Source organism: Muriicola sp., assembly GCF_049669965.1.
Lineage (GTDB): Bacteria > Bacteroidota > Bacteroidia > Flavobacteriales > Flavobacteriaceae > Muriicola.
In genome coordinates this window covers 18,303-41,934 of record NZ_JBATLB010000085.1, presented here as the reverse complement: position 1 = coordinate 41,934, position 23,632 = coordinate 18,303, and the positions used below count along the sequence as shown (strand labels likewise).

20 protein-coding genes are annotated in these 23,632 nt (G+C 44.3%); 10 read left to right on the top strand and 10 right to left on the bottom strand.

Annotated features, from left to right (window positions below):
* Nucleotides 1-587, top strand: a 587-nt coding sequence (locus WBM49_RS04850; RefSeq protein ID WP_424370938.1) for a lysylphosphatidylglycerol synthase transmembrane domain-containing protein, incomplete at its 5' end; no start/stop codon positions are given.
* A gap of 8 nt (nucleotides 588-595) precedes the next feature.
* Here the strand turns inward: WBM49_RS04850 and WBM49_RS04845 are convergent.
* The 5 genes from WBM49_RS04845 to mazG are packed head-to-tail and all read right to left on the bottom strand — an operon-like array spanning nucleotide 596 to nucleotide 5,242.
* Nucleotides 596-2,254, bottom strand: a complete 1,659-nt coding sequence (locus WBM49_RS04845; protein WP_424370937.1) for an ArnT family glycosyltransferase — start codon at nucleotides 2,252-2,254, stop codon at nucleotides 596-598.
* Complete coding sequence (locus WBM49_RS04840) at nucleotides 2,251-2,817, bottom strand: phosphatase PAP2 family protein (protein WP_424370936.1); 567 nt, start codon at nucleotides 2,815-2,817, stop codon at nucleotides 2,251-2,253. Before WBM49_RS04840 ends, WBM49_RS04845 begins: the two co-directional genes overlap by 4 nt.
* Before the next feature lie 4 nt (nucleotides 2,818-2,821).
* Nucleotides 2,822-3,049: a hypothetical protein gene (locus WBM49_RS04835; protein WP_424370935.1), complete on the bottom strand. Its 228-nt coding sequence runs from the start codon at nucleotides 3,047-3,049 to the stop codon at nucleotides 2,822-2,824.
* Between the two features lie 21 nt (nucleotides 3,050-3,070).
* Nucleotides 3,071-4,456: an MATE family efflux transporter gene (locus tag WBM49_RS04830; protein WP_424370934.1), complete on the bottom strand. Its 1,386-nt coding sequence runs from the start codon at nucleotides 4,454-4,456 to the stop codon at nucleotides 3,071-3,073.
* 12 nt (nucleotides 4,457-4,468) lie between these two features.
* Nucleotides 4,469-5,242: a nucleoside triphosphate pyrophosphohydrolase gene (mazG, locus tag WBM49_RS04825; RefSeq protein ID WP_424370933.1), complete on the bottom strand. Its 774-nt coding sequence runs from the start codon at nucleotides 5,240-5,242 to the stop codon at nucleotides 4,469-4,471.
* 119 nt (nucleotides 5,243-5,361) lie between these two features.
* Between mazG and WBM49_RS04820 the strand changes: the two genes are divergently transcribed.
* The 4 genes from WBM49_RS04820 (at nucleotide 5,362) to WBM49_RS04805 (ending at nucleotide 10,550) form a co-directional block, all read left to right on the top strand.
* A complete protein-coding gene (locus tag WBM49_RS04820; RefSeq protein ID WP_424370932.1) occupies nucleotides 5,362-7,011 on the top strand; it encodes an N-acyl-D-amino-acid deacylase family protein in 1,650 nt (549 codons plus the stop codon).
* A gap of 100 nt (nucleotides 7,012-7,111) precedes the next feature.
* On the top strand, nucleotides 7,112-7,582 hold the full coding sequence (locus WBM49_RS04815) for a (2Fe-2S)-binding protein (RefSeq protein ID WP_424370931.1): 471 nt from the start codon (nucleotides 7,112-7,114) through the stop codon (nucleotides 7,580-7,582).
* Between the two features lie 2 nt (nucleotides 7,583-7,584).
* The gene (locus WBM49_RS04810; protein WP_424370930.1) at nucleotides 7,585-9,771 is read left to right on the top strand and encodes a molybdopterin cofactor-binding domain-containing protein; all 2,187 of its coding nucleotides are present in this window, start codon (nucleotides 7,585-7,587) and stop codon (nucleotides 9,769-9,771) included.
* Between the two features lie 14 nt (nucleotides 9,772-9,785).
* Nucleotides 9,786-10,550 (top strand): SOS response-associated peptidase, encoded by a 765-nt coding sequence (locus tag WBM49_RS04805; RefSeq protein WP_424370929.1) that lies wholly within the window; start codon nucleotides 9,786-9,788, stop codon nucleotides 10,548-10,550.
* 9 nt (nucleotides 10,551-10,559) lie between these two features.
* Here WBM49_RS04805 and WBM49_RS04800 read toward each other — a convergent pair whose 3' ends face one another.
* On the bottom strand, nucleotides 10,560-12,764 hold the full coding sequence (locus WBM49_RS04800) for a DUF5916 domain-containing protein (RefSeq protein ID WP_424370928.1): 2,205 nt from the start codon (nucleotides 12,762-12,764) through the stop codon (nucleotides 10,560-10,562).
* 126 nt (nucleotides 12,765-12,890) lie between these two features.
* Between WBM49_RS04800 and WBM49_RS04795 the strand changes: the two genes are divergently transcribed.
* Genes WBM49_RS04795 through WBM49_RS04780 form a run of 4 tightly spaced genes read left to right on the top strand, consistent with a single transcriptional unit; the run spans nucleotide 12,891 to nucleotide 17,625 of the window.
* Nucleotides 12,891-13,772: an alpha/beta hydrolase gene (locus tag WBM49_RS04795; protein ID WP_424370927.1), complete on the top strand. Its 882-nt coding sequence runs from the start codon at nucleotides 12,891-12,893 to the stop codon at nucleotides 13,770-13,772.
* Between the two features lie 58 nt (nucleotides 13,773-13,830).
* The gene (locus WBM49_RS04790) at nucleotides 13,831-14,451 is read left to right on the top strand and encodes a GDSL-type esterase/lipase family protein (RefSeq protein ID WP_424370926.1); all 621 of its coding nucleotides are present in this window, start codon (nucleotides 13,831-13,833) and stop codon (nucleotides 14,449-14,451) included.
* A 6-nt stretch (nucleotides 14,452-14,457) separates the two neighbouring features.
* Nucleotides 14,458-16,077 (top strand): family 20 glycosylhydrolase, encoded by a 1,620-nt coding sequence (locus tag WBM49_RS04785; RefSeq protein WP_424370925.1) that lies wholly within the window; start codon nucleotides 14,458-14,460, stop codon nucleotides 16,075-16,077.
* Nucleotides 16,078-16,119: 42 nt separating this feature from the next.
* Complete coding sequence (locus tag WBM49_RS04780; RefSeq protein WP_424370924.1) at nucleotides 16,120-17,625, top strand: S10 family peptidase; 1,506 nt, start codon at nucleotides 16,120-16,122, stop codon at nucleotides 17,623-17,625.
* Between the two features lie 41 nt (nucleotides 17,626-17,666).
* On the opposite strand, the gene WBM49_RS04775 is transcribed toward WBM49_RS04780, so the two are convergent.
* From WBM49_RS04775 to ruvX, 4 genes are all read right to left on the bottom strand, one after another.
* Nucleotides 17,667-21,080 (bottom strand): amidohydrolase family protein, encoded by a 3,414-nt coding sequence (locus WBM49_RS04775; RefSeq protein ID WP_424370923.1) that lies wholly within the window; start codon nucleotides 21,078-21,080, stop codon nucleotides 17,667-17,669.
* 83 nt (nucleotides 21,081-21,163) lie between these two features.
* Nucleotides 21,164-21,589, bottom strand: a complete 426-nt coding sequence (locus WBM49_RS04770; protein ID WP_424370922.1) for a DUF5606 domain-containing protein — start codon at nucleotides 21,587-21,589, stop codon at nucleotides 21,164-21,166.
* A 53-nt stretch (nucleotides 21,590-21,642) separates the two neighbouring features.
* Nucleotides 21,643-22,233, bottom strand: a complete 591-nt coding sequence (gene def / locus WBM49_RS04765; protein ID WP_424370921.1) for a peptide deformylase — start codon at nucleotides 22,231-22,233, stop codon at nucleotides 21,643-21,645.
* 41 nt (nucleotides 22,234-22,274) lie between these two features.
* Entirely contained in the window at nucleotides 22,275-22,688 is a 414-nt protein-coding gene (gene ruvX, locus WBM49_RS04760) for a Holliday junction resolvase RuvX (RefSeq protein ID WP_424370939.1), read from the bottom strand.
* A gap of 102 nt (nucleotides 22,689-22,790) precedes the next feature.
* Here ruvX and WBM49_RS04755 point away from each other — a divergent pair, with 102 nt between their 5' ends.
* The gene (locus WBM49_RS04755; RefSeq protein WP_424370920.1) at nucleotides 22,791-23,606 is read left to right on the top strand and encodes a 2,3,4,5-tetrahydropyridine-2,6-dicarboxylate N-succinyltransferase; all 816 of its coding nucleotides are present in this window, start codon (nucleotides 22,791-22,793) and stop codon (nucleotides 23,604-23,606) included.
* The last annotated feature ends 26 nt before the right edge of the window (nucleotides 23,607-23,632 follow it).

The following is a 23,632-nucleotide window of genomic DNA, read 5'->3' as shown; positions in this document are numbered from 1 at the left end:
GAGGTATAGGGGGTGATGCCTATAAGGGGTATTATGTAAAAAAACAGTTTGAGGTACCTACCAAAAAAGTAGTAGCAGTGCTGCTATTAGATCGGTTAAGCGGAATGTTGTTGCTCTTCGTTTTTGCCTGTATCCTGGGCCTTACGCTAAAAGACCCAACCCTACGCCCGTTTCAATGGATGTTTTGGCTGTGTATTCCTTTAAGTGTGCTTATTTTCTGGGGACTTCAAAGCCGGTTCTTTGGATATATCCTGCCAGTTTTCTGGAAATCTAACGGGCTGTCTGCCTTGGTGCAGCTGGCACAGTTGGGATGTGTACTGATGATTTTACAGGCCCTGAAGATTGAGGTATCTACCGTCGAATATCTTTTTATATTCCTTATCTCATCTATTGTTTCCGTGCTTCCATTAACCATCGGGGGGATTGGCAGCAGAGAACTGGTCTTCCTCTATGGCGCACTTTGGCTGGGATTGCAGGAAGATGTTTCTGTGGGGATCAGCATGCTCTTTTTTATGATCACCGCGCTTGTATCCCTTGGCGGCCTATGGTTTCACTTTAGAAAACCACGTTTAGAAACAAGCTCCTAGGGCATTGCTTATTGTTTGTGCAGCAGGTATACATTGTTTATGACCGATGGACGTGTTGTCGGGTTTAAAAATTTTCCCTGCAGCCTGGTGATCCTGAATTGGTTTGCTTTGTATTCCTGGTCCCAAAATATACCGGCCATTGAGAGTAGCTTTAGTTCTTCTTCTGTGGCATAGATCCAGATATTATTTAGGTCGCGTAACTCATTGGGCGTAGCTATACGCACCGGATATTGGTTATAGAAATCGAGTGCCCAGCTATGCCTTTCAGAAATTTTATAAATGCGATCTACGGGAATGTCTTTATCTTCTATAATGGCGGCCATAGAAGATCCTCCCTGATAGTTTAATAACTCCGGATAGAAATGCAGATTTAAAACGGCATTCAGCAGTACGGAAGCCAGGGCTGTGATAGTTACGATACGGATAAAAGGGGCTTCTTTCTTTACAATAAAAAAGGCCACAATGGCATATCCTAAAAACAAGGGTAAGTACTCCAGCCAGGTATTCCATTCAAAGACGTAAAAACAGATCAGGGCCGTACCCGTAAAAACAAGGCCCAACACCACATACTGCCCGGCCAGCAACAGATTCAGGGCTTTGGTCTTACCGCGCTTTTTCAGGGAAACCAGGTAGGCCGCCGTAAGGATGGCAAATAAGGGAATAAGAATGTTGAGATAGTGGGGCAGTTTAAACTGGGCAAAACTGATGATGATAAACAGCAGGCCTATGCCACCCACCGTCAATAATTCCTGTTTGGAATTTCTGCGGAAGTGCATCTTAATAAATGACCGCAATTGAGTATAATAGGCAATAATTCCAATAATTGTCCAGGGGAGAAATACCCATAGAAAGGTGTGGAAGAAGAAGAAATAGTCGCTGCTGTTCTTCCCTACCCCTTCCCCACTGAGGCGTTCAAAACTTTGTTCCCAAAAAATAAAAAGAATTCCGCTTCTATTAGCACGTCCCCTGATTACTTTTTCAGGATGCAAATCGAATTGCAGATAATAGGCATAAAGCATCGGACTGATGGTCAGGACAAAAACCCCCAGGGCAATGATCACTTTCCAGTTAAATAAGGCCTTCCATTTGCCCGTATAAGCCACATGACAAAACAGCGGCAGCCCAATGACCAGCAAAGCGATCTGACCCTTTGTAGAAAAGGCTATTCCAGCTCCCAATGCCCCCAGTAACAAAGATACCAACTTGCCTGTTTCAATATAACGTGCTAACTGCCATATAGCAAATACCGTGAACCCGGTGAGTACAGCATCCGTACGTACATCTATATTGGAAAGCACGATGGTTTGGGCGGTCAGAAAAATAAGGGCCGACAACTTCCCAACATTCTTATTATACAATAACTTACCCAGGCCGTAGGTGCTCAGGGCCCCTAATAAAGAGGCAAGAATGGCTGGGACACGGTAGGCCCAATCATGGATCCCAAAGAGTTTATAGCAGATAGCCGCAAGCCAATAATGCATATGAGGCTTGTCCAGATATTCTTCAGGCCCTTTAAACAGACTGAGCAAGTCGTTTTCCTGCACCATTCGCATGGCCATCACGGCGAATTGGGCAGAATCGTTTTCAAAAAGAGTGACAAACATCCCTGCCAAATAGGCCAACAGAATGAGGATCAGTAAACTCCAGTACCGCAGGTTCGAGATCATAGATGCAGCCGGTCTTGGGTTAAGATATACAAACGGTAAAAAAGCCATCCCATCAAAGAGCCCGCCAGCGCACCTGAAACTACATCTAGCGGAAAATGAACCCCCACATAGATCCTGCTATAGCTAACGAAAAGGGCCCAGAGTAAAAGCAAGCCGGCCAACGTTCTATGAGATTTCCGGAAAAAATGCATAAAGAAAACTGCGATCGCAAACGAATTAGAGGCGTGGGCAGAATAGTAGCCAAATTTACCCCCACAGCTTGCCTTCACTAATCGGATCAGTCCGTCGAGATTTTGATCATAGCATGGCCTGGATCTGCCTACTCCCAGTTTAAAAAAATTGGAAAGCTGGTCACTCACGGTAATCAGCAGCGCAATACTTACCAATAGTAAAAGTGTTTTTTTGGATCCGAGCCTGCGATAGGCAAGAATCAACAATAGCAGATACAGGGGAACGGAACTCCATTTATTGGTCATAAACAACCAGAAACCATCCCAGGCAGGAGAACCCAAATTGTTCAGAAATACAAAAATCTCTTTGTCTATGTGGAGAAGTTCTTCCAAGGTATTATGAATCGTATCGTGCTATTTCCCGGTCATAAAATTTATTGGCGGCTTCTATAAGGTCTCTTGCTTCAGAGGCAAGATCCTTTTCATCTTCTTGCGTAAATTCCTCCAGCCATTCTACCTCATCGTTCTCAAGATTGATGACAAACATGGGATATTCTGTATGGATTACAAAGATGGCGGAGGGATGGTCCGTATTGTCGCCCATTAAAAATTTAGGTAGCTCCATAGAAAGTATTTATTACCACGACTAAGCCAATTTTATGGCGGACTCCATGGCTAATTTTTTGGTTAAATAATTAAATCGAAGATACAACATAATCGCTGAAGCCGTTAATCCGGAAAGCAGACCTATCCAAATCCCCGTACTTTTTAATTCCGTATGTAATCCCAGGTAGTAGCTGATAGGAAAGGCGATCATCCAGTAGGCAATAAAGGTAATGGCTGTGGGGATCTTTACATCCTGCAGGCCGCGCAAAGCACCGAGGATCACCACCTGCAAACCATCCGAGATCTGGAAGAAAGCAGCTACCAGTAATAACTCTGCCGCCAACCCTATCACTTCCATATTGTCTAACTGATTAGTAAGATCGTCTACATCCAAATAGATGGTGGGGAACCAATATCTGCATAGGAGGAAAAGTGCCGCAAAACCAATTTCCACTAAAAAAGTAAGAAAGAAAATAGACTGTGCAATACGGCGTAATTCAGTAAAGTTCTTAAGGCCTTTCTGATTTCCCACCCGTATCATGGCAGCTACTCCCAAGCCCATGCCAAACATAAACGTCATACTGCTTAGGTTTAAAGCGATCTGATTGGCTGCCTGGGGGTTTTTCCCCAACACCCCGCTTAACCAGATAGCAGCCGTAAAAATGGCTACTTCAAAAAACATCTGTAGGGCAGAAGGAAAACCAAGGTTGACGATCTTCTGCATTACCTTTCGTTCCAGGCTCTTAAAATTAAAGCCCGTAACATAGAAATGAAACTTCTTCTTTTTATTTAAGAGAGCCCAAATAAAAATGAGCATCACTATCCTGGAGATCAGAGTACCTATGGCAGCTCCTATAATTCCCATTTTTGGGAAACCAAAAGAACCAAATATCAAGAGATAATTAAGCACAATATTCAGCACATTTGCAATAATGGTAGCATACATCGGGTATTTGGTCTGTGACAGACCTTCCGAAAACTGTTTAAAGGCTTGGAACATGATCAGAGGTACCAGGGAGAATGCCACAAGGTCTAGATACGGAATGGCAAGGACCACCACTTCCGGGGGCTGATCCATCATATACATCAAGGGCTTAATCAACAGAATAAGGCCAAAGAGAGAAAACCCAAGGAAGGTACAGAGGACCAGGCCGTGCTTAAGGGCCTTTTTCCCATCTTCCCTATTCCCTGCCCCATCTGCTTCGGCCACTAGCGGCGTTATCGCAGTAGAAAAACCGATTCCCAGGGACATGGCAATAAATACAAAACTATTACCCAGGGATACCGCAGCCAACTCTGCCGTACCTAACTGTCCTACCATAATGTTGTCTGCGAAGGCCACAAAGGTATGTCCCAGCATCCCTAAGATCACAGGGACCGAGAGCCGTATGTTATATCTAAATTCTTTTGTGTAGCGTGTTAACAACAGTGTCTTTTTTTACAACCGCTTTGCTTCGTTCCAGTGAACATCCATTTCGGCCAGGGTCATTTCCTTAAGTGATTTCCCGGCTTCTTTGGCCTTAGCCTCTAAATAAGAGAAGCGTTTTATAAATTTCTTATTGGTTCGTTCCAATGCGTTTTCCGGATTGATCTTTAAGAAGCGGGCATAGTTCACCATGGAAAACAATACATCCCCAAACTCTGCCTCTATCCGCTCCTCTGTTCCGTTATCGATCTCCTCCTGTAGTTCCCCCAATTCTTCCTGCAGTTTTTGGAATACTTGTTCGGGTTTCTCCCAGTCGAATCCCACTCCGGCTACCTTGTCCTGTATCCTATTGGCCTTTACAAGTGCCGGCAAACTGGCAGGAACACCTTCGAGAACGCTAGTCTTTCCTTCAGCCAATTTGATGTTTTCCCAATTCCGCTTTACTTCTTCCTCATCGGCTACTTCCACACCACCGTAAATATGGGGATGCCTGTGTATGAGTTTATCACATATAGAATTACTGACATCTGCGATATCAAAATCCCCGGTTTCAGCGCCAATTTTTGCATAAAAAACAATATGGAGCAAAAGATCACCCAATTCTTTTTTTACCTCCTGCAGGTCCCCGTCTAAAATGGCGTCTCCTAATTCATAGGTCTCCTCTATGGTAAGGTGTCTCAGACTTTGCATGGTCTGCTTTTGATCCCAGGGGCATTGGGCGCGTAACTCATCCATGATGGTGAGCAGACGGTCTACCGCTTTTAATTGATCCTCTCGCGAATTCATAGGAATACTTTTGCGCAAAAGTACAAAGATGAAAGTTTTGGGAGTACCCATTTTTTGGAGTATTTTTAAGAACCACTCCAGAATTTTCTGATGGGTCTAATCTCCTTAAATCCTGCTATATGAATCGATCTTCACTCCTTCAACTACTCTTCTTTTTAAGTCTGTTATGTAGTTGCTCCTCCCCTGCCACCTATGATATTTTAATAAAAAACGGCTATGTTCTCGATGGTTCAGGGACAAAAGGGGTTACAGGTGATGTTGGGATCAATGCCGATACCATTGCGGCCATTGGGAACCTTGAAGATGCCATGGGCGTGGTGGAAATTGACGCGAGTGGACTCACTGTAGCTCCTGGCTTTATCAATATGCTGAGCTGGGCCAATGTTTCCCTCATCGAAGACGGCAGATCACAGGGCGATATCCGCCAGGGGGTAACCCTGGAAGTAATGGGTGAAGGTCATTCTATGGGCCCTTTAAATGAGATCATGGCCAAAGAAATGAAGGAAGGACAACAGAGCATTACCTATGATATTTCCTGGAATACCCTGGGTGGCTATCTCAATTTTATGGAAGAAAAAGGGGTCTCTACCAATATTGCGTCCTTTGTAGGAAACGGTACCGTTCGTGAATATGTCATGGGGTATGAGAACAGGGTACCTACCGAAGAAGAATTGGCACAGATGGAGGCACTGGTGGAACAAGCCATGCAGGAGGGTGCTGTGGGACTTTCTACCTCTCTTATATACGTGCCTAGTGGCCATGCACAAACCCCTGAGATTACAGCATTGGCAAAGGTTGTCTCTAAATATAATGGTATGTATATTTCCCATATCCGGGATGAAGAAGGAGGATTACTAGAGGCTGTACAAGAGTTGATCACGATTTCTGAAGAAGCCGCACTGCCCGCAGAGATCTATCACTTTAAAGCATCGGGCACCGCCAACTGGCACTTGCTGGATAGTGCCATCACCATGGTGAATAATGCCAGAGCAAAGGGACTGGCTATCACTACAGATATGTATATGTACAATGCGAGTTCTACAGGGCTTAATGTTCTCTTACCGGCCTGGGCCAAGGAAGGCGGGCACAGCAGTACCATCGCCCTGATGGCACAGCCTGCAAAGCGGAAAAGGATGATTGCAGAGATCGACTTTCACGTGCCTCCGGAAAACATCCTTCTGGTGGGTTTTAAGAACAAAGAACTGCGATCCCTCATCGGAAAAACACTGGCAGACGTAGCAGCAGAACGAGGTAAAACGGCCAGAGAAACTGTAGCCGACCTTATTAATGAAGATGATAGCAGGATTCAGGTAGTGTATTTTTCCATGTCTGAAGAGAATATCAAAAAGAAACTGGCCCTTCCGTATATGTCTATCTGTTCAGATGCCGGTTCCTACACCAATGAGGGGGTATTTTTAGAACAGAGCACCCACCCCAGAGCTTATGGCTCCTTTGCCCGTCTGCTGGGACATTTTGTAAGGGAAGAAAAAGTGATCTCTCTGGAAGAAGCCATTTATAAATTAACAACCCTGCCTGCTACTAATCTGAAACTAAAGAAAAGAGGTGCCCTGCAAGAGGGGTATTATGCAGATGTGGTGGTCTTTGATGCAGATAGTATTACCGATAATGCTACCTTTAAGGAGCCTCACCAATACGCCACCGGGATGGTGCATGTGCTGGTCAATGGCGTGCCCGTATTGACTGATGGCGAACACACAGGAGCTTTGCCGGGCCGATTTGTAAAAGGGCCTGGTTGGAAAGCAGATTAGATTTTTTTTGAGCCTGCAGATTTTGCGGGGAATTTACGCCTCATACCCCTTTCTAATAGGCTCTTTTTCGGTAGTTTAACCATGAAAATCGTTGAAAGTTATGAAATCTTATTCGCTAAAAATTAACGGGAAGAAACATGAGGTTGAGGCAGATGAAGGAGCCTTACTTCTTTGGGTCTTGAGGGAACATCTGGGCCTTACCGGTACAAAATACGGTTGCGGAATAGCCCAATGCGGGGCCTGCACGGTACATATGGCAGGTCAACCAGTCAGGGCATGCACAATTCCTCTTTCCGGTATTGATCAAAACCAGGAGATCACAACTATAGAAGGACTCTCAGAAGATGGTACACATCCAGTCCAAATGGCCTGGATAGAGGCACAAGCACCCCAATGTGGTTATTGTCAAAGTGGTCAGATCATGCAGGCAGTTGCCCTGTTGGAACAGAATTCATCGCCCTCCAGAGAAGATATTAAATCCTATATGAACGGCAACCTTTGTCGTTGCGGCACCTATATGCGGATCGTAAAAGCCATTGAAATAGCATCTAACAAGCAAATGAATTCCTGATCATGAAACAGAATAAGCCACATTCTTCTCAGATAAACCGCCGACAATTTCTTAGATCAACCACAGGCGCTACACTCTTTATTGGTATTTCCGGAATGTTGCCAACCTTCCTGGCATGCCGGGATTCTAAAGAAGTAGCGGAGCAACTCCAAAAACATAAACTTACTCCCTGGGTTCAACTCAATGAAGATGGAGAAATCACCATTTTGAATCCCGCTGCTGAAATGGGACAGGGTTCCATGACCTCGCTACCCGCAATTTTTGCAGAAGAAATGGACGCCTCCTGGGCGAATGTTCGGGTGGAATTCTCTCCGCAGGAATCGGCCATATACGGTTCTGAAGGTTGGGGTAATAATGGAAAAATTATGCTTTCTGCAGGAAGTAGGGTAACCAAAGGATATTATCCGATAATGAGAAAGGCCGGAGCACAGGCCCGATATATTTTGATGTTAAATGCCGCTGAACAATGGCAGGTACCTCTGGAAATGCTTACTACAGAAGAGGGATACGTACTGCACAAAGAAGACAAGAGAAAAATTAGTTATGGGGCCCTGGTACCCACGCTGAAAATTCCGGAATCTTTGCCAGAATTTACGGAAGCTCAGTTTAAAGATCCTTCAACCTACCGATTAATTGGTAAAGATCTTCCAAGAAAGGAAATTCCTCAAAAGGTAGACGGCTCCGCCCAATTTACGATGGATATTGCCATGGAGGATATGGTATTTGCGGTATTGGAACGCGGAAAACGGCATGGAGCAAAACCATCCCTTCAGAATGAATCTGCCATTACAAGTCTCCCCGGGATTCTTAAAGTAGTGACCTTAGAGTATGCAATAGGAATATTGGCATCATCACTGGAGCAAGCTTTAGAGGCAAAAAGACAATTGCAAATTAACTGGGAACCTTCCCTTGCCTCGGGTTTTAATTCCCAGGAGATCTATGAAGATTATGAAAAGATGCTTGATGAAAAGGAAGCAGGAAGGGTCCTTACAGAAATAGGTACGGTAGCTACAGCCTTTAAAAAAGCAGCAAACCTATATGAGGCAGATTTTAAGAATGACTATATATACCATGCACAAATGGAACCTCTTAACGCTATAGTGAAGGTGTCTGCCGATCTGCAAAACGCAGAGGTATGGGTAGGCAGTCAACAGGGATTCGATTCTAAATTGGGTGTTCCCCAGATTTTAGGAATTCCTCCGGAGAATGTTAACATCCATTTACAATACCTGGGTGGTGGATTTGGTCGTAGAAGCATGACAGATTTTGTAACCGAATGTGCCCTTATGGCCAAAGAAATACCGGCTAGGCCAGTGAAACTAATGTGGACTCGTGAAGATGATATAAGATACGGGGCCTTCAGGCCATTAACCCTACAGCGTCTTAAGGCTGCCACTGATACCAATGGCAACATTACTGCCTTTTCCCATTTTGTGGTAGGTGATGGCGGGAACCTTGTGGCTAGTGGCATAAAAAATGAGCATTACAACATCCCGAATCAGTATGCCGAGTGGCGGGAAGCCAACCATGGAATAAGACTAAAACACTGGAGGGCCGTAGGCCATGGTCCTAATAAATTTGCCATTGAATGTATGCTGGATGAAGTTGCTCAGGGTCAAAAGATAGATCCTTTGGAACTGAGGCGAAAATTGATGGTCAATGCCCCCAATGCCCTGGCTACTCTTGAAAAAGTAGCGGGTATGGCAAATTGGTTTGGCCCAAGGAAAAGTGGCCGAGGTAGAGGGGTAGCCTTTCTGGAAAGGAGTGGCACCTTAAGTTCTGGTATCTGTGAAATTTCACTAGACCAGGCTACTGGAAAAATAAGGGTGCATCATTTTTGGAGTGCCCATGACGCGGGTATCATTATTCAACCAGACAATGTGATAGCCCAGATAGAAGGGGGTATTCTTATGGGAATAGGAAGTGTATTAACCGAACAGATAACCATAGTGAACGGGGAAGTGCAGCAATCGAACTTTAATGATTATCAGATGCTGCGAATGGAAGATATCCCTGATAGTGTAGAAACTGCTCTGATACCATCTACCGGATCTCCACAAGGAGTGGGAGAATCAGGGACGCCATTGGTGGCCTGCGCCATTGCCAATGCATTCCTGGATCTAACGGGAAAAAAATTAAGGCATCTGCCCTTTTTACCTCAAAGAGTAAAAGAAGTACTAAATACTTAGTTCATTAGCTGCACATGTGTTATGACATTAAAGCAAGTTTAGAGGCCCAGCTCAAACGCGCCAGGCAATACGGTGATGAGATCGCAATAAGGGAAATTGAACAAAAATTAGCTCCATTAACAGACCTTCCTCTCTACCATGCTTCAGGATTTCAACACCCAAAACTTCTGATCTACACGGAAGAAGATCCCGCAATGCCCGAAGTAGCTATCTGGGGTCTGATACCCCACTGGGTAAAGGATGAGGATCAGAAAAAAAAGATCTGGAACAATACCCTCAATGCTCGTGGAGAGACCATCTTTGAAAAGCCCTCTTTCAGAACGGCAGCCAAATATCACAGATGCCTGATATATGTGGATGGGTTTTACGAACATCATCATTTTAAAGGCAAGACCTTTCCCTATTTTATACAAAGAAAGGATAAAGAACCTCTGGTGTTGGCCGGACTATGGAACAGGTGGAAAGAACCCGATACCGGGGAATACCTCAACAGCTTCAGTATTGTAACCACTGAGGGCAATCCTTTGATGGCCAGAATCCATAACAACCCTAAACTGGAGGGACCCAGAATGCCGTTGATCCTACAGGCAGACATGAAAGAGAAGTGGTTGATCCCTGTGGAAGACGAAGTAGATGAAAAAGCCATCCAGGAGCTGATCCATTCCTCCCCGGAAGAAGAATTAGAGGCCCATACCGTTCGCAAATTAAGGGGCAAAGACTACCTGGGAAATGTTCCCGAGATCAGTGAAAAGATCGCGTATCCGGAGCTTAAGGAATAAGCTGTTACGTTATTTTACCAGATCGAATATTAGGGTGTACTTTATGATAAGGCTATTATTAAGCGGGTCCCCTTCCCGTAAGTTGTGGTTGTACACAACAAACAGGCCTGTATTGGCCCTTTGCAACCAGCTAAAGCGCAGATTCACCGCCCATAGATCTGCCACTGTGTTGTTCTGTATAAGACCCTGGAGATAGATACTCGGGGTAAAGGCATAGGAGAGCTGGGTTCGCAGAATATTGGCGGTAAAGCTTCCTCCGGGCAATTCAAAACGATTGTTCTGATAACTAAGGTCTATATTAAAATTATCCCCCTGCCGGTAACTTAGTGTACCACTGTTTAAATAGCGTGAACCGCCAAAAGATCCACCCATAACAGAACGAACATTAATGGAAAGTGGTTTACTCCTGTTGGTAAAAAAAACTATTTGTGCTTCCGTATGGTCATAGGTGCCGGCAGGTACAATAACGTTCTCAGAGATCTCAAAAGGATTCACCACCCCTTCTGTTGTAAAATTCATACCTGTGTGTATCTCAAGGCCACTTTTAAACTCCCAGTGGTTATCCAGGTGTAAAAAGCCTGTCTCCTGAAATCCGTCAAAGTTCCAATAACCTCTATAGGATACATGAGGTCGTAATTCCAGGATCCTGGAATCTGCATTTTTAGGTCTGAAGCGATATAACACCAGCGCCTCTGGCTTTCGGAAAGCAGATCTCAGCAAGAATCCTACCTCAGGATTAAACCCCTGCCCTACTTCCGTATAGGCGAGTCGCATTTCCAGGTTGTTCCATAAATAATCGGCCTGTAATTTATACGCATGTGCATTGAGGGTGTCATTAGGGTCATAGGTGCGTGCATAAAAGCCAGATAAACGCGCTTTGTTTCCCAAACCCAATTTCCCGTCAATGGCCGCCGTACGATTAAAATCGTTGCTATCATCAAGTCCGGCACGATTAATAAAAACAGCTCCCAAAGCTGTCCTGCCTTTGAACTCATGATTTACTCTGGCCATGCTAAAATTGTTCTTTTCTATGCCTGCTTCTGCGACATCTTCCGTGAACATGGAGAGCAATCCCACATTGGTTCTGTTGAGTTTTCCTGATAATCGGCCCCCTCCAATTATAGGCACCAGTGATCCTTGGGTCCCAATTCCTATTCTTCGGCTAAAAAAGAGATCTACTTCACCGGGGCTTCCCACACTGAACAAGCCTGCGTTTTCGAGAAAAAATGCCCGCTTTTCTGGAAAGAACAAATTAAAACGATCCAGATTCACCTGTTGATCATCTACCTCTACCTGGGCAAAATCTGTATTGTAGGTTAAATCGAGCGTTAAACTGGGGGTAATACTATATTTAATATCTCCCCCGGCATCCGGACTAAAGTCCACGCTGGGATCTGTTTGTTCATAATCCTTCTCAAATCTGCCCAGTACGTAGGGAATTATCTTTAAGTTACCGGGGCTTCTCAGATCAAGGTTGGTTAAGCTACCCGCCAAAGACAGTCTGTTGATGGAAAACCCAAGGGGGATGGGTGCCCAGTAGGCAATCTCGTTCGACTTTCGGATATTTCTTCTAAAGTTGATCCCCCAGTCTTTGCCGGCCTGGAAACGAATGGTGCGTAAGGGAATGGCAAACTCTGCACTCCATCCAAATTCTCCAACTTTGGTTTCTACCTGCCAACTGGCATCCCAGTTTAGGTTAAAACCACCGATGGTGCCCCCTTGCTGGCGGTTAGCGTTAAAATTTCCTTGTCCTTCATTGTCTACCTGGGCATCGTATTCCACGCCTTGTGAATTGGTGCCAAAAATAAAACCATTCTGTCCGTCCTTATAAGTGTCCAGGATGAAGATAAACGCATCGGTATTGTCCAGATCAGCATCTCTCTTGGCATCGGACACTACTAATTCTTTAGGCCTGGCATCATAGCAAACCACAGAAAGGAAAAAGGTGTCATCGGTATAAGCAATACGAATATCTGTTTGCTCACTGGCCGGATAGCCAAAATTAGGTTGCACCTGTATTAGATTTCCGTAGGGCGCTATAGCCTGCCAGAGTTCGTCGTTCAGTACGTCTCCATCTATTTCCGGAGCGGCTTCAATTTTGTTCGCCTTCATACTTGGCCGATCGCCTTCAAAGGTTATCACCGTTCCTTGTGCAGAAAGAGACAGACCGCAAAACACAAATAGCAGGAATGAACAGCTAGTAGTCCGATTCATTAAAAGTTGGTTAGTTGTAATTCTAAATGTACTATAATTTTAAAATATAGAAGTGGCCCAGGTCTTTAAGACATAAGAATATTTCCTATTTTAGAGCTTCATTACAATAAGCTTAATATAATATCCATGAAGAAACCCATCCTATTTCTCATCTCCCTAATGTTTGTCCTAAGTATAAACGCACAAGAGATCATCTCCTTGCCCCATGAGCGTCCGGAAAATGTGGAATGGATAGGGGAAGAAAAAGCCTTCTTTTCAGAAATTTGGAACACGGAGGTGGTTTGCAATGTTTCGAGTCCAACCATGGAAGTGTTCAGACCAGATGCAGCTATTGCGAATGGCACCTCCGTAGTAATAGCACCAGGAGGAGGATTATACGCCCTGAGCATAGAATCTGAGGGTAACATGGTAGCAAGATGGTTGAATGAAAAAGGAATAACTGCCTTTGTCCTGAAGTACAGATTGGTACCCACGGAGAAAGATGGCGTACAAGAGCTGAATGAGACCAGCAGCAATAATCTAGAGGAATTTAAAAAAATGATAGGTGCCGTAATGCCTTACTCTGTGGCCGATGGCCTTACAGCCGTGAAATACGTCCGCGAGAACGCCGCGACCTTAGGCGTTGACCAAAATAAAATTGGATTTATGGGATTCTCTGCAGGTGGAGCCGTGACCCAGGGGGTTGCGTATAATGCCATGGGGGCTAACCGTCCTGATTTTATTGTTCCCGTGTATTCGTGGACCTCAGCTATGCCGGTGCAGAAAGCTTCCGAAAATGCACCGCTGATGCTGGTTATTTGCGCCTCGGATGATCCTTTGGGGCTTGCAAGTGGAAGCATCGAACTATATAATTCCTGGTTAACTGCCGGTAAAACAGCTGAACTCCATATGTATTCCAAAGGCGGTCACGGATTTGGGATGAAAAAACAAGATCTTCCATCCGATACTTGGATTGAACGCTTTTACGACTGGGGGATCGCCGAAAAGATCATTACACCCACTAAATAAGTAGTTTTCGGTTTAGCAAATGGTTCTACAAAATCGTACATATTTTCTAATTCTCTCCGTGTTCTGCTTCCTCATAAGCAATGCACAAATACCAGAGGATTTTAGTGAAGAAGTGGCGCTAATTGCCCAACGCAGTGATAGTATTTGGGATCAAAACCGGGAAACCATTGTATTTACCGGTAGTTCAAGCGTTCGGCTATGGGAAGGTCTTGAAGATCTTTTCCCTGATTACCAGGTGCTAAATACAGGTTTTGGGGGTTCTCAGACGAGCGATCTTCTAGAATATATTCAACCTTTGGTGTTGAGCTATCAACCAAAAAAAGTCTTTATCTATGAGGGCGACAACGACCTTATTTTTAAAAAATATCCGGCAAGGATCATCCGAACAACCAAAAAGGTCATCGATTCCATTTGGCGACAGTATCCCAATACGCAGATCGTTCTTATCTCAGCCAAACCGAGCATCGTAAGATGGCATCTGAAAAAACGCTACCAAAGACTGAACAAAAAATTTAAAAAACTTGCAGAAAATACTTCTCAACTCTACTTTGTGAATGTGTGGGATAATATGCTGCAGAACGGAGCTATTGATGAAAGTTTATTTATTGAAGATGGCTTACATATGAATCAAAGGGGATATGACCTCTGGTACGAGGCGATCAAACCTTTTCTAAACTAATTTAATATGAATATCAGGAACAACAGTTTGGCTAATATTATTGGAGTGCTGTACATGCTTGTAAGTGTGGGATGTGAGGCGCCTCCAAAAGACATTTCCATGCCTCAAACAGATCTGAGCAGCGAATATCTTATCCCTATGCCCAGCACAACGGTCGCCACCAATAGCGCATTCAAATTAGATCAATATACCCGGGTTGTGACGAATCCGGTTGATGGAGACCTCGTCAATGTAGCCAATTACCTGACAGACAAGATCGCGGAAAAAACCGGACTTCGCCTGGCAACAAATGATATCGAAGGGGAGGAAAAAGAAGCAGTTATTTACCTTCTCCAACAACAAAATACATCCTGGCCCAATGACGAAGCGTATAGGCTTTCAATCAAAAGGGATTCTTTAATTTTGGAAGCACCTTCTGCAAAAGCAGCCTTCAGAGGTATACAAACCATCAGACAACTCATCCCGGAGATCAGCAATGACACCTTAGCGGAGTACCCTATTTGGCCCATAGCTACAGGTAGTATAGAAGATCATCCAAATTTTGAATACCGTGGTTCTATGTTAGACGTGGCCAGACATTTTTTTTCTGTAGAGGATGTAAAGAAATACATTGAACTACTGGCGTATTACAAAATTAACGTCTTGCATCTCCACCTTACGGATGATCAGGGATGGCGGATTGAAATCAAATCCTGGCCCAGGTTAACAGAGATAGGCGGCAGCACCGAAGTAGGTGGTGAGGCAGGAGGATTTTTTACCCAGGAGGATTACAAAGAGATCGTAGCCTATGCAGCGGCTCGCTATATGATGATTGTTCCTGAAGTAGATATGCCTGGCCATACCAATGCGGCCTCGGTCTCTTATCCAATTTTGAATGGCAACGGGAAGACACCACAATTGTATCAGGGAACCCGTGTTGGCTTTAGTACCTTCGATACCAGAAAAGATACCGTCTACGCTTTTATAGATGATGTGGTCCGTGAAATAAGCGCCATAACACCCGGTCCGTATTTTCATATTGGGGGAGATGAAAGTCACGCCACCAAAAAAGCAGATTACCTCTACTTTGTAAATAAGGTAGAAAAGATCGTTCAAAAGCACGGGAAGCAAATGATAGGATGGGATGAAGTGGCCCAGGCCGATTTGGATAGTACTTCTATTGCCCAATTCTGGGATAATGAACGCAATGCAAGATCGGCCATTGATAAAGGCATGAAGGTGATCCTCTCTCCCGCTAAAAAATCCTATTTGGATATGCAGTACGATACGCTGTCTAAACATGGATTGCATTGGGCGGCTTATATCCCTGTAGACACCGCTTATGTCTGGACCCCGGAAACCTATGTAGATCAGATCCCCAAAGAAATGATCCTGGGGGTAGAAGCTCCTTTATGGTCCGAAACCATTAGTAATATGGAAGAATTGGAATATCTGGCCTTTCCGAGGGTCATTGGGTATTCTGAATTAAGCTGGAGCCAGGAGGAGAACAGAGACTGGGAAAATTTCAGAGTGCGACTCGCTAATCAGACGCCATTTCTGGATATGATGAACGTAAACTATTACCCTTCGCCAAGGATCGATTGGGTAAAGAGTAACAGGTCCTTCAAAGAGATCCTCAAGGATTAACCACCTTGTGAGAATACAATTAATAACTAAAACAAACCTAGTATGAGAACCTTGATAACCTCCATTACCCTTTTATTTATTGGACTGGCATACGCTCAGACGGAGCAAGATACGGTGCCGAAAGCACAGGTATCCACCACCATGCAAAGCGTGGTCATCAATGGAAAGACCATTTATCTGACTGCCCAGGCGGGGACCTTCCAGATACGCGATGAAAATAATAAACCCTTGGCCCTTATGGGACATACGTTTTATACCAAGGGAGACAAACGAGAACTAAATACCAGGAAACGACCCATTGTATTTGCTTACAATGGCGGTCCGGGATCTTCCTCTTTCTGGCTACACATGGGTATTTTAGGGCCAAAACGTATCGTAGTAAAGGACCCGGACTATACTCCAGCGGCACCTTATCAACTGGTTAACAACAACTATTCTATTCTGGATGTGGCCGATCTGGTCATGATAGATCCGGTTGGAACCGGACTAAGTGTGCCTTTAGGGAAGGCGGAATTCAAGGATTTTTGGGGAGTAGATCAGGATATCAATAGTCTATCGCTTTTTATAAAACAGTTCCTCATAGAAAATGACCGTATGAACAGTCCTAAATACCTCCTTGGCGAAAGCTATGGCACCTTCAGGAATGCGGGGCTGATGAACAAATTATTGGGCGATGGTATTGCCATGAATGGGGTAATCATGGTATCGGCAGTTTTCGACCTCCGAACCCTTATCTTCCCCCCTAATGACGACCTCCCTTATATTGTACATTTCCCAACGTATGCAGCTACCGCCTGGTATCATGAGAGAGTAACCAATAAACCGGAAAATGTGTATGAATACCTCAATGAACTAAGGACCTTTACGGAAAATGTATACGCCCCTGCCCTGTTTAAAGGGGATCAAATAGATATGGAAGAAAAGAGGACTGTGGCCGCCAAATTAGCTGACTACACAGGCACAGATACCGATTACTGGATGAAAGCGGATCTGCGTGTTACCAACAGTGAATTTTTTGCGGAATTTATGAGGGACGAAGGTGAACTCGTTGGCCGTTTAGATTCCCGTTTTAAAGGCATTAACCAGGATCTGCTGGCACAAGAGGGAAATAGCGATCCTCAAAGTGATGCCATTTCGCCGGCCTATACAGCGGGATTCCTGGATTATCTTTACCGTGACCTGAAAGTAGATAAATCACTGAACTATGCTACCTCGGCCTATGACAGAAAGGGATTTAAATGGGATTGGTCCCACATTGGAAATGAGGGATGGGGAGCACAAGCCGCCATCAATACAGGCATAGATATGGCAGAAGCCATGTCTAAGGATCCCAATATGAAAGTGTTGATCCTAAATGGCATATACGATATCGCAACGGTATTCTACGGGGTAGAACACAGTATCAATCACCTGGGACTTACCAAGGAGATAAAGGAGAATATAATCATGAAATATTACGAGGCGGGTCATATGATGTACACACATCCCCCTTCCATGGAGCAATTCAAAAAAGATGTAGCCAATTTTATTCTGGAAACTTCCCGATAAATGAAAAAGGACGTCAGTGACGTCCTTTTTCATTTTTACCTTTATTTATCCGTACCCGGGAGCCCAACCGGTTTCTTGGTCTGCCAGTTAAATGGTGCTGCTTGCTTTGCTTCCGGCCATACCTCATCCAGGCTATCCGCATTATAGACGGTGCCATTCTTTATTACGTGAGTGAGTGTATTTGTATTCCGCAGGGAGTCTAATGGATTCTGTGCCATGATCAGGATATCGGCTAGCTTTCCAACCTCTATACTTCCAAGATCGGTTTCCAGCCCCAGGGCAGTGGCCCCGTGAAGTGTAGCCACTTTTAAAGCATCGTGATTCTCCATACCTCCGCTGGCAACGGACCATAGTTCCCAATGGTACCCAAGTCCCTGCAATTGCCCGTGACTGCCAATACCGGCAATACCTCCGGCCTTTACAAGATCGTTCATAAACATCGCGTGTTTCTGAAAAACGTGTTCCTCATCCATAAACCATCCCGGCCGTCGTCTCGACTTATTTGCTAATTCTTCATAGGGAGTGAAATACTGTAATTTCTTGTCGCCCCATACATCCTCCCGGGAATAGTAGTAATTCTCGGCCCATGGCCCGCCGTAGGACACCAATAAGGTAGGTGTCACCGCCATCTTTGAATCCGCAATGGTTTTCACCACATCCTGGTAAATAGGATAAATAGGCAAAGAATGCTCGTGACCCGGATAGCCATCCAACAATTGTGTCATGTTCAATTTAAAGTCGAGTCCACCCTCCGTAGTAGGCATTAATTTTAACTCTTTGGCAGCCATAATGATCCATTGCCTTTGTTGTCTGTTCCCTACCAAATACATTTTAATGGTTTTGGTATTGTAGTATTCACTGTATTGCTTCAGCACCTCCTTGGCATGATCCAGGCTGGTAATCTTATAGCGCCAATAGCCAACACCCGGCCCTGTACTGTATACCCGTGGCCCGTGAAGCATTCCTGCCTCTACCATATCGGCATACGTCAACACATCGGTAGTGGCGGTTTGTGGATCTCTGGTGGTGGTAACCCCGTAGGCAAGGTTGGCCGAATACATCCAAACCTGGTTCTTATGGATTCCCCAATTGGGCCACATATGCGCATGTGTATCCACAAATCCGGGAGTTAGTGTTTTGCCGCTAACATCTATGATGGTAGTTCCCTCTGGCACTGTTAAAGACCCAGAGGCCCCTATGGCTTTGATCCTGTTATTCTCTACTAGAATATCTCCCTTCTCAATGACCTCATCTCCTTTCATGGTAATGATCCTGCCACCTTGCAATAACAGATTTCCCTGAGGGCGCTGTTTTTTATAACTGATCTTAATTTTGAATTCCTCGGCCTTAAAACTGGGTTCTTTTTTATCCTCCTCGCTTTTGTCTTTGTCTGTCTCCGTAGAATCTTTGGTTTGTTCTGTTTTCTTCAGCTCCTTCTCTTTCTTTTTAGCTGTTTCAAGACTGTCCTGGAATTGCTTTCCGGCATCCAGATCATATCGGAAATGACTTGCCCCCAGGGACCAGTGAACTTTTTTACTATTGGCGGCCCATGCCGGGAATTCGCCTCCCATAATAGTGAGTTTCATGGCAGGGAAGTTTGCCTTATCGGCTGATGCCAGAGAAACAGTCGGGGTTTTTCCAAAACGCGGAATGGTCACTGTATAGATATCGTTATTAATCTGTGCAAGTGCCTTGGTTCCGTCCGGGGAAATCCGTATTTCTGATGGTCTTGAGGCCTTATCGTTATCCTCTCGGGTATCGTCGATCATTGGAAGGTAACTGTTTTGAGAGCCTTCTGAATGGTCCTTCCCAAAGATATCCTGGGAACCAAAGGTCTCTATGCCTTTTAATTTTAAATGCTCCTTCTCATCGGTACCATCCCAGCGAATTGAGATCAATCCTTTACTAGCATTACTCAGGTAAATCCGGTCATCAATTTTGGTAAAATGCGGTTGCTGTCGGTCTTTGGATTTATCTATGAATTGAATAGGTCCGCCATTGGAAGAAACCCATACCAGTTCTTCCTGTGCCATGCTTGTAAAAGGCCCAATAGCATCGTCATAGGTCTGTGCGGTGCCTCTCATAAATGCGATCCTATTGCTCTGATAGGACCATTCCGGAACACTGTAGATCCCTGTTTCCTGTGTTAGCTGCACCGGCCTGGGACGACCTTCAGTATTTACCTTGTAAAGATGACCTCCGCCTTGTTTCCAGGTAGTATAAACAACATAGGAACCATCTGGGGACCAGCTGGGCTGTGCCTCTGTAAAATCATTTGTGGTTAACCTTCTGGCGGTACCTCCAGGGAGTTCCATGACATAGAGTCTGTTTAAGGCCGTAAAGGCAAGCTGCTTTCCATCCGGAGATGGCTTTGCGTCCCTGATCTGGGTTACAAAAGCCTCTTCAGTATCTTCAATAGGGTAGTTATATTTTAAACGCGGACCTAGTTCCAGGGAAACATCGGCCGTAAAAGGGATCTCATTTGCAATATTAGATTCCAGGCCTATGGCAAAGATCTTACCCCCGTAGGAAGCAATCAGTTTTTGGCTATCTGGGGTAAAGGACATGGCCGGTAATACTCCCAAGGGTGCAATAGACTCTTGTTCGTCTCTCTGTACCGGGTAGGCCAACCAACGCTCCTCCCCTGTTTTTAAATTCCGCAGCACCAGACCAGTTTGGGCCTCAAATCTATTGCCATAAACCAGCCATTTTCCATCCGGAGATAACGTTGGGGTAAATGCAGAGCCATAACGAGATGTGATTTCGGCCATGTCACCATCTTCCATATCATAGGTGCCTATTTGATACTGAGGAAGTTGTGCATTGTAGTTCCAGGCATTTCGCCTTTGAGAAAAATACAACAATTTGCCATCGGCACTAAAGGCTGGATCTATGACCTTAAGGTTTTTAGGTTCGTCGAATAAGGAGCTTCCCCCGCCTCCTTCTTTATGATAGATGTGTAATTTTATATTTCTTCTTCCCTTGGCGCCCACTATATAGTCGCCATCAGTTGTCCATTCTGCTGAAAAGAAATTATGCCGGCTTTCCTTGCTGACCTGTTTTTCTTCTTTGTCCTCCAGGCGAAGTGTCCATATATTGTCTGAACCGCTTTTGTCTGAAATAAAGAGGATTGATTTTCCATCCGGACTAAATCTCGGATGTACATCATAGGCAATACCACTTGTGATGGCGGTGGCTTTACCACCCGTAATTGGCATGGAATAAATATCTCCCATAAGATCAAAGACAATGGTTTTCCCGTCCGGACTTACATCGAGCGACAACCAGGTAGCTTCTGAGGTTGTAAACGCAATAGTGCGTTCTGGTTCAAGGGGTAATTCCTTGGTGGCCTTCTTAATAGTATCCGTTTTTGACAGGCTGTCTTGTGCCAGGAGCACAGGTCCTGAAATCACAAAAAGAAGTGTAGAAAATAGCAATGAAATTGTACGCATCATTAGGAGTATTTATTAAATGAAGCTCCTAATATAGAGAATTAATGCGGTAAATTATACGTTAAATACGAATGGGAAAAGAGGATCTATTTTTTTTCTGAATCGGCTTCAGCCTTTTCTTCGGTGGCAAAATCTGTGATCCCGTGTGCGTGCAGTAAATTATACCACTGGATCACCTTTTTGATATCGCTGGGATATACCCTGTCCTCATCGTAGTTGGGTACTACATCAAAAAAGTACTCCTCTAATGTGAGTTTATCTTCTTTGTGACCAATGGAGGTCTTTCCACCTTCCTCTTTCTCCTGAATTTTCTTAAACACAGCCACTAAAGGCAATTCTTCCTCCAGGGTAAAAATGGCGATCTCAGATAAGACACTAACGTTGCTTGTCATCCCCACCGTGATCCTCTTTCCGTCTAAAAGCGACTCAGCCACAAAGCCTGTCCTGGTTTGAGTAACTAATTTAAATAATCCGGGTTTTCCCCCAATTGATATAATCTTATCTAAACTCATAAAATTCAATGATTTCGGCGCAAATATGTAAAATTAAACTGATTCACCCTTCACTATCGTCCTTTTTTTAACATCGGAAAGCGCATTTTGTAATCTACCTGTATTTTCCCCTTGGTAATGTTGGTCAATTTTCCTTTTAATAATCGTTTTTTAAGGCTGGAGATCTTATCAGTAAATAAAATGCCTTCAATATGATCGTATTCATGTTGTATTACACGGGCTAAGAGTCCGTCATAGGTATGCGTATGCCATTTGAATTCTTCATCCATATACCTGATGTTGATAGTATCCTGCCTGGAGACATCCTCACGGATATCCGGAATACTGAGGCAGCCTTCATTAAAAGCCCAGTTAGTGCCGGTTTCTTCTATGATCGTTGCATTGATAAATACTTTTTTAAACCCTGCGAGTTGTTCCCGCTCCTCCACAGTTAGATCTTCATCTTCTGCAAATGGTGAGGTATCTACCATAAAAAGTCGGATAGGCAATCCTATTTGCGGGGCTGCCAAACCTACTCCATTAGCATTGTACATGGTATCCCACATATTACTGAGAAGCGTTTCCAATCCTTCATACTCCTGATCGATATCCGAACATACTTTTCTAAGAACCGGATCCCCATACGCCACAATAGGTAAAATCATATTACAAGCTTTAAATTTATAAGTACATTCTGCTTTGAACATTACTTTATTCGTTCCAGATAACCCTGTAGGATAAGGGTAGCACTGATCTCATCTACCATTTTTTTATCCCTTCGGTTCTTTTTCTTCATCCCGGATGCGACCATACTTTTTACGGCCATTTGCGAAGTGAATCGTTCATCTTGCCGATGCACCGGAATGTCTGGAAATGTTTTCTTCAAAACCTCTACAAAAGGCCCAATAATAGCTTCCGATTCTGACGGCATATTGTTCATTTGCCTTGGCTCTCCAACCACGAAGGAAGTTACTTTCTCTTCAGCCACAAATTTTTTCAGAAAGGACAACAATTCTGTGGTAGGTACAGTGGTTAAGCCAGAAGCAATCAGTTGCATTTCATCTGTTGTCGCAATACCTGTTCTTACTCGGCCAAAATCTAACCCAACAATCCTCCCCACGTATTTTTTTTGCAAAAATACAGGATAAATTGTTATTCCTATAAAATTCGGCCTCATAATCCCAACCTACCTACTATCTTTGCCGAAATTCTAAGCATCTCCATGAAGGAACTACAAAACACCATTGAAAGAGCATGGGAAAATCGTGAATTTCTCAAGGAAACCGACACCCAAAAAGCCATTAGAGAAGTGATAGATCTAATTGATTCGGGTAGCCTTCGTTGCGCTCAACCCAGCGAGGATGGATGGCAGATCAATGAATGGGTGAAAAAGGCAGTTGTACTGTATTTTCCGATCCAAAAAATGGTCACCATGGAAGTAGGGATCTTCGAATACCACGATAAGATTCCTCTAAAAAAGGGGTATCAGGAAAAAGGCATCCGAGTGGTGCCACATGCTGTAGCAAGACATGGGGCCTATATTGCTCCTGGGACCATCCTAATGCCAAGTTATGTGAATATTGGTGCGTATGTAGATGAGGGCACCATGGTAGATACCTGGGCTACCGTTGGTAGTTGCGCACAAATAGGAAAGAATGTTCACTTAAGCGGTGGTGTAGGTATTGGTGGCGTATTAGAACCCTTGCAGGCCTCTCCCGTCATTATAGAGGATAATGCGTTTATTGGCAGCCGCTGTATAGTGGTGGAAGGCGTAAGAATTGAAAAAGAGGCAGTACTGGGCGCCAATGTTGTCCTTACAGCTTCTACGAAGATAATAGATGTCACAGGAGAAGCTCCTGTGGAAATTAAAGGTAGGGTTCCGGCTCGTTCAGTTGTTATACCAGGGAGTTACACCAAAGAATTTTCAGCAGGTCCCTTCCAGGTTCCTTGTGCGCTGATCATCGGGAAACGAAAACCCAGTACCGATTTGAAGACGTCCTTGAACAATGCGTTACGGGAGTATGATGTGGCTGTTTAATTTGTAGGAATATTCGCTATTAGACA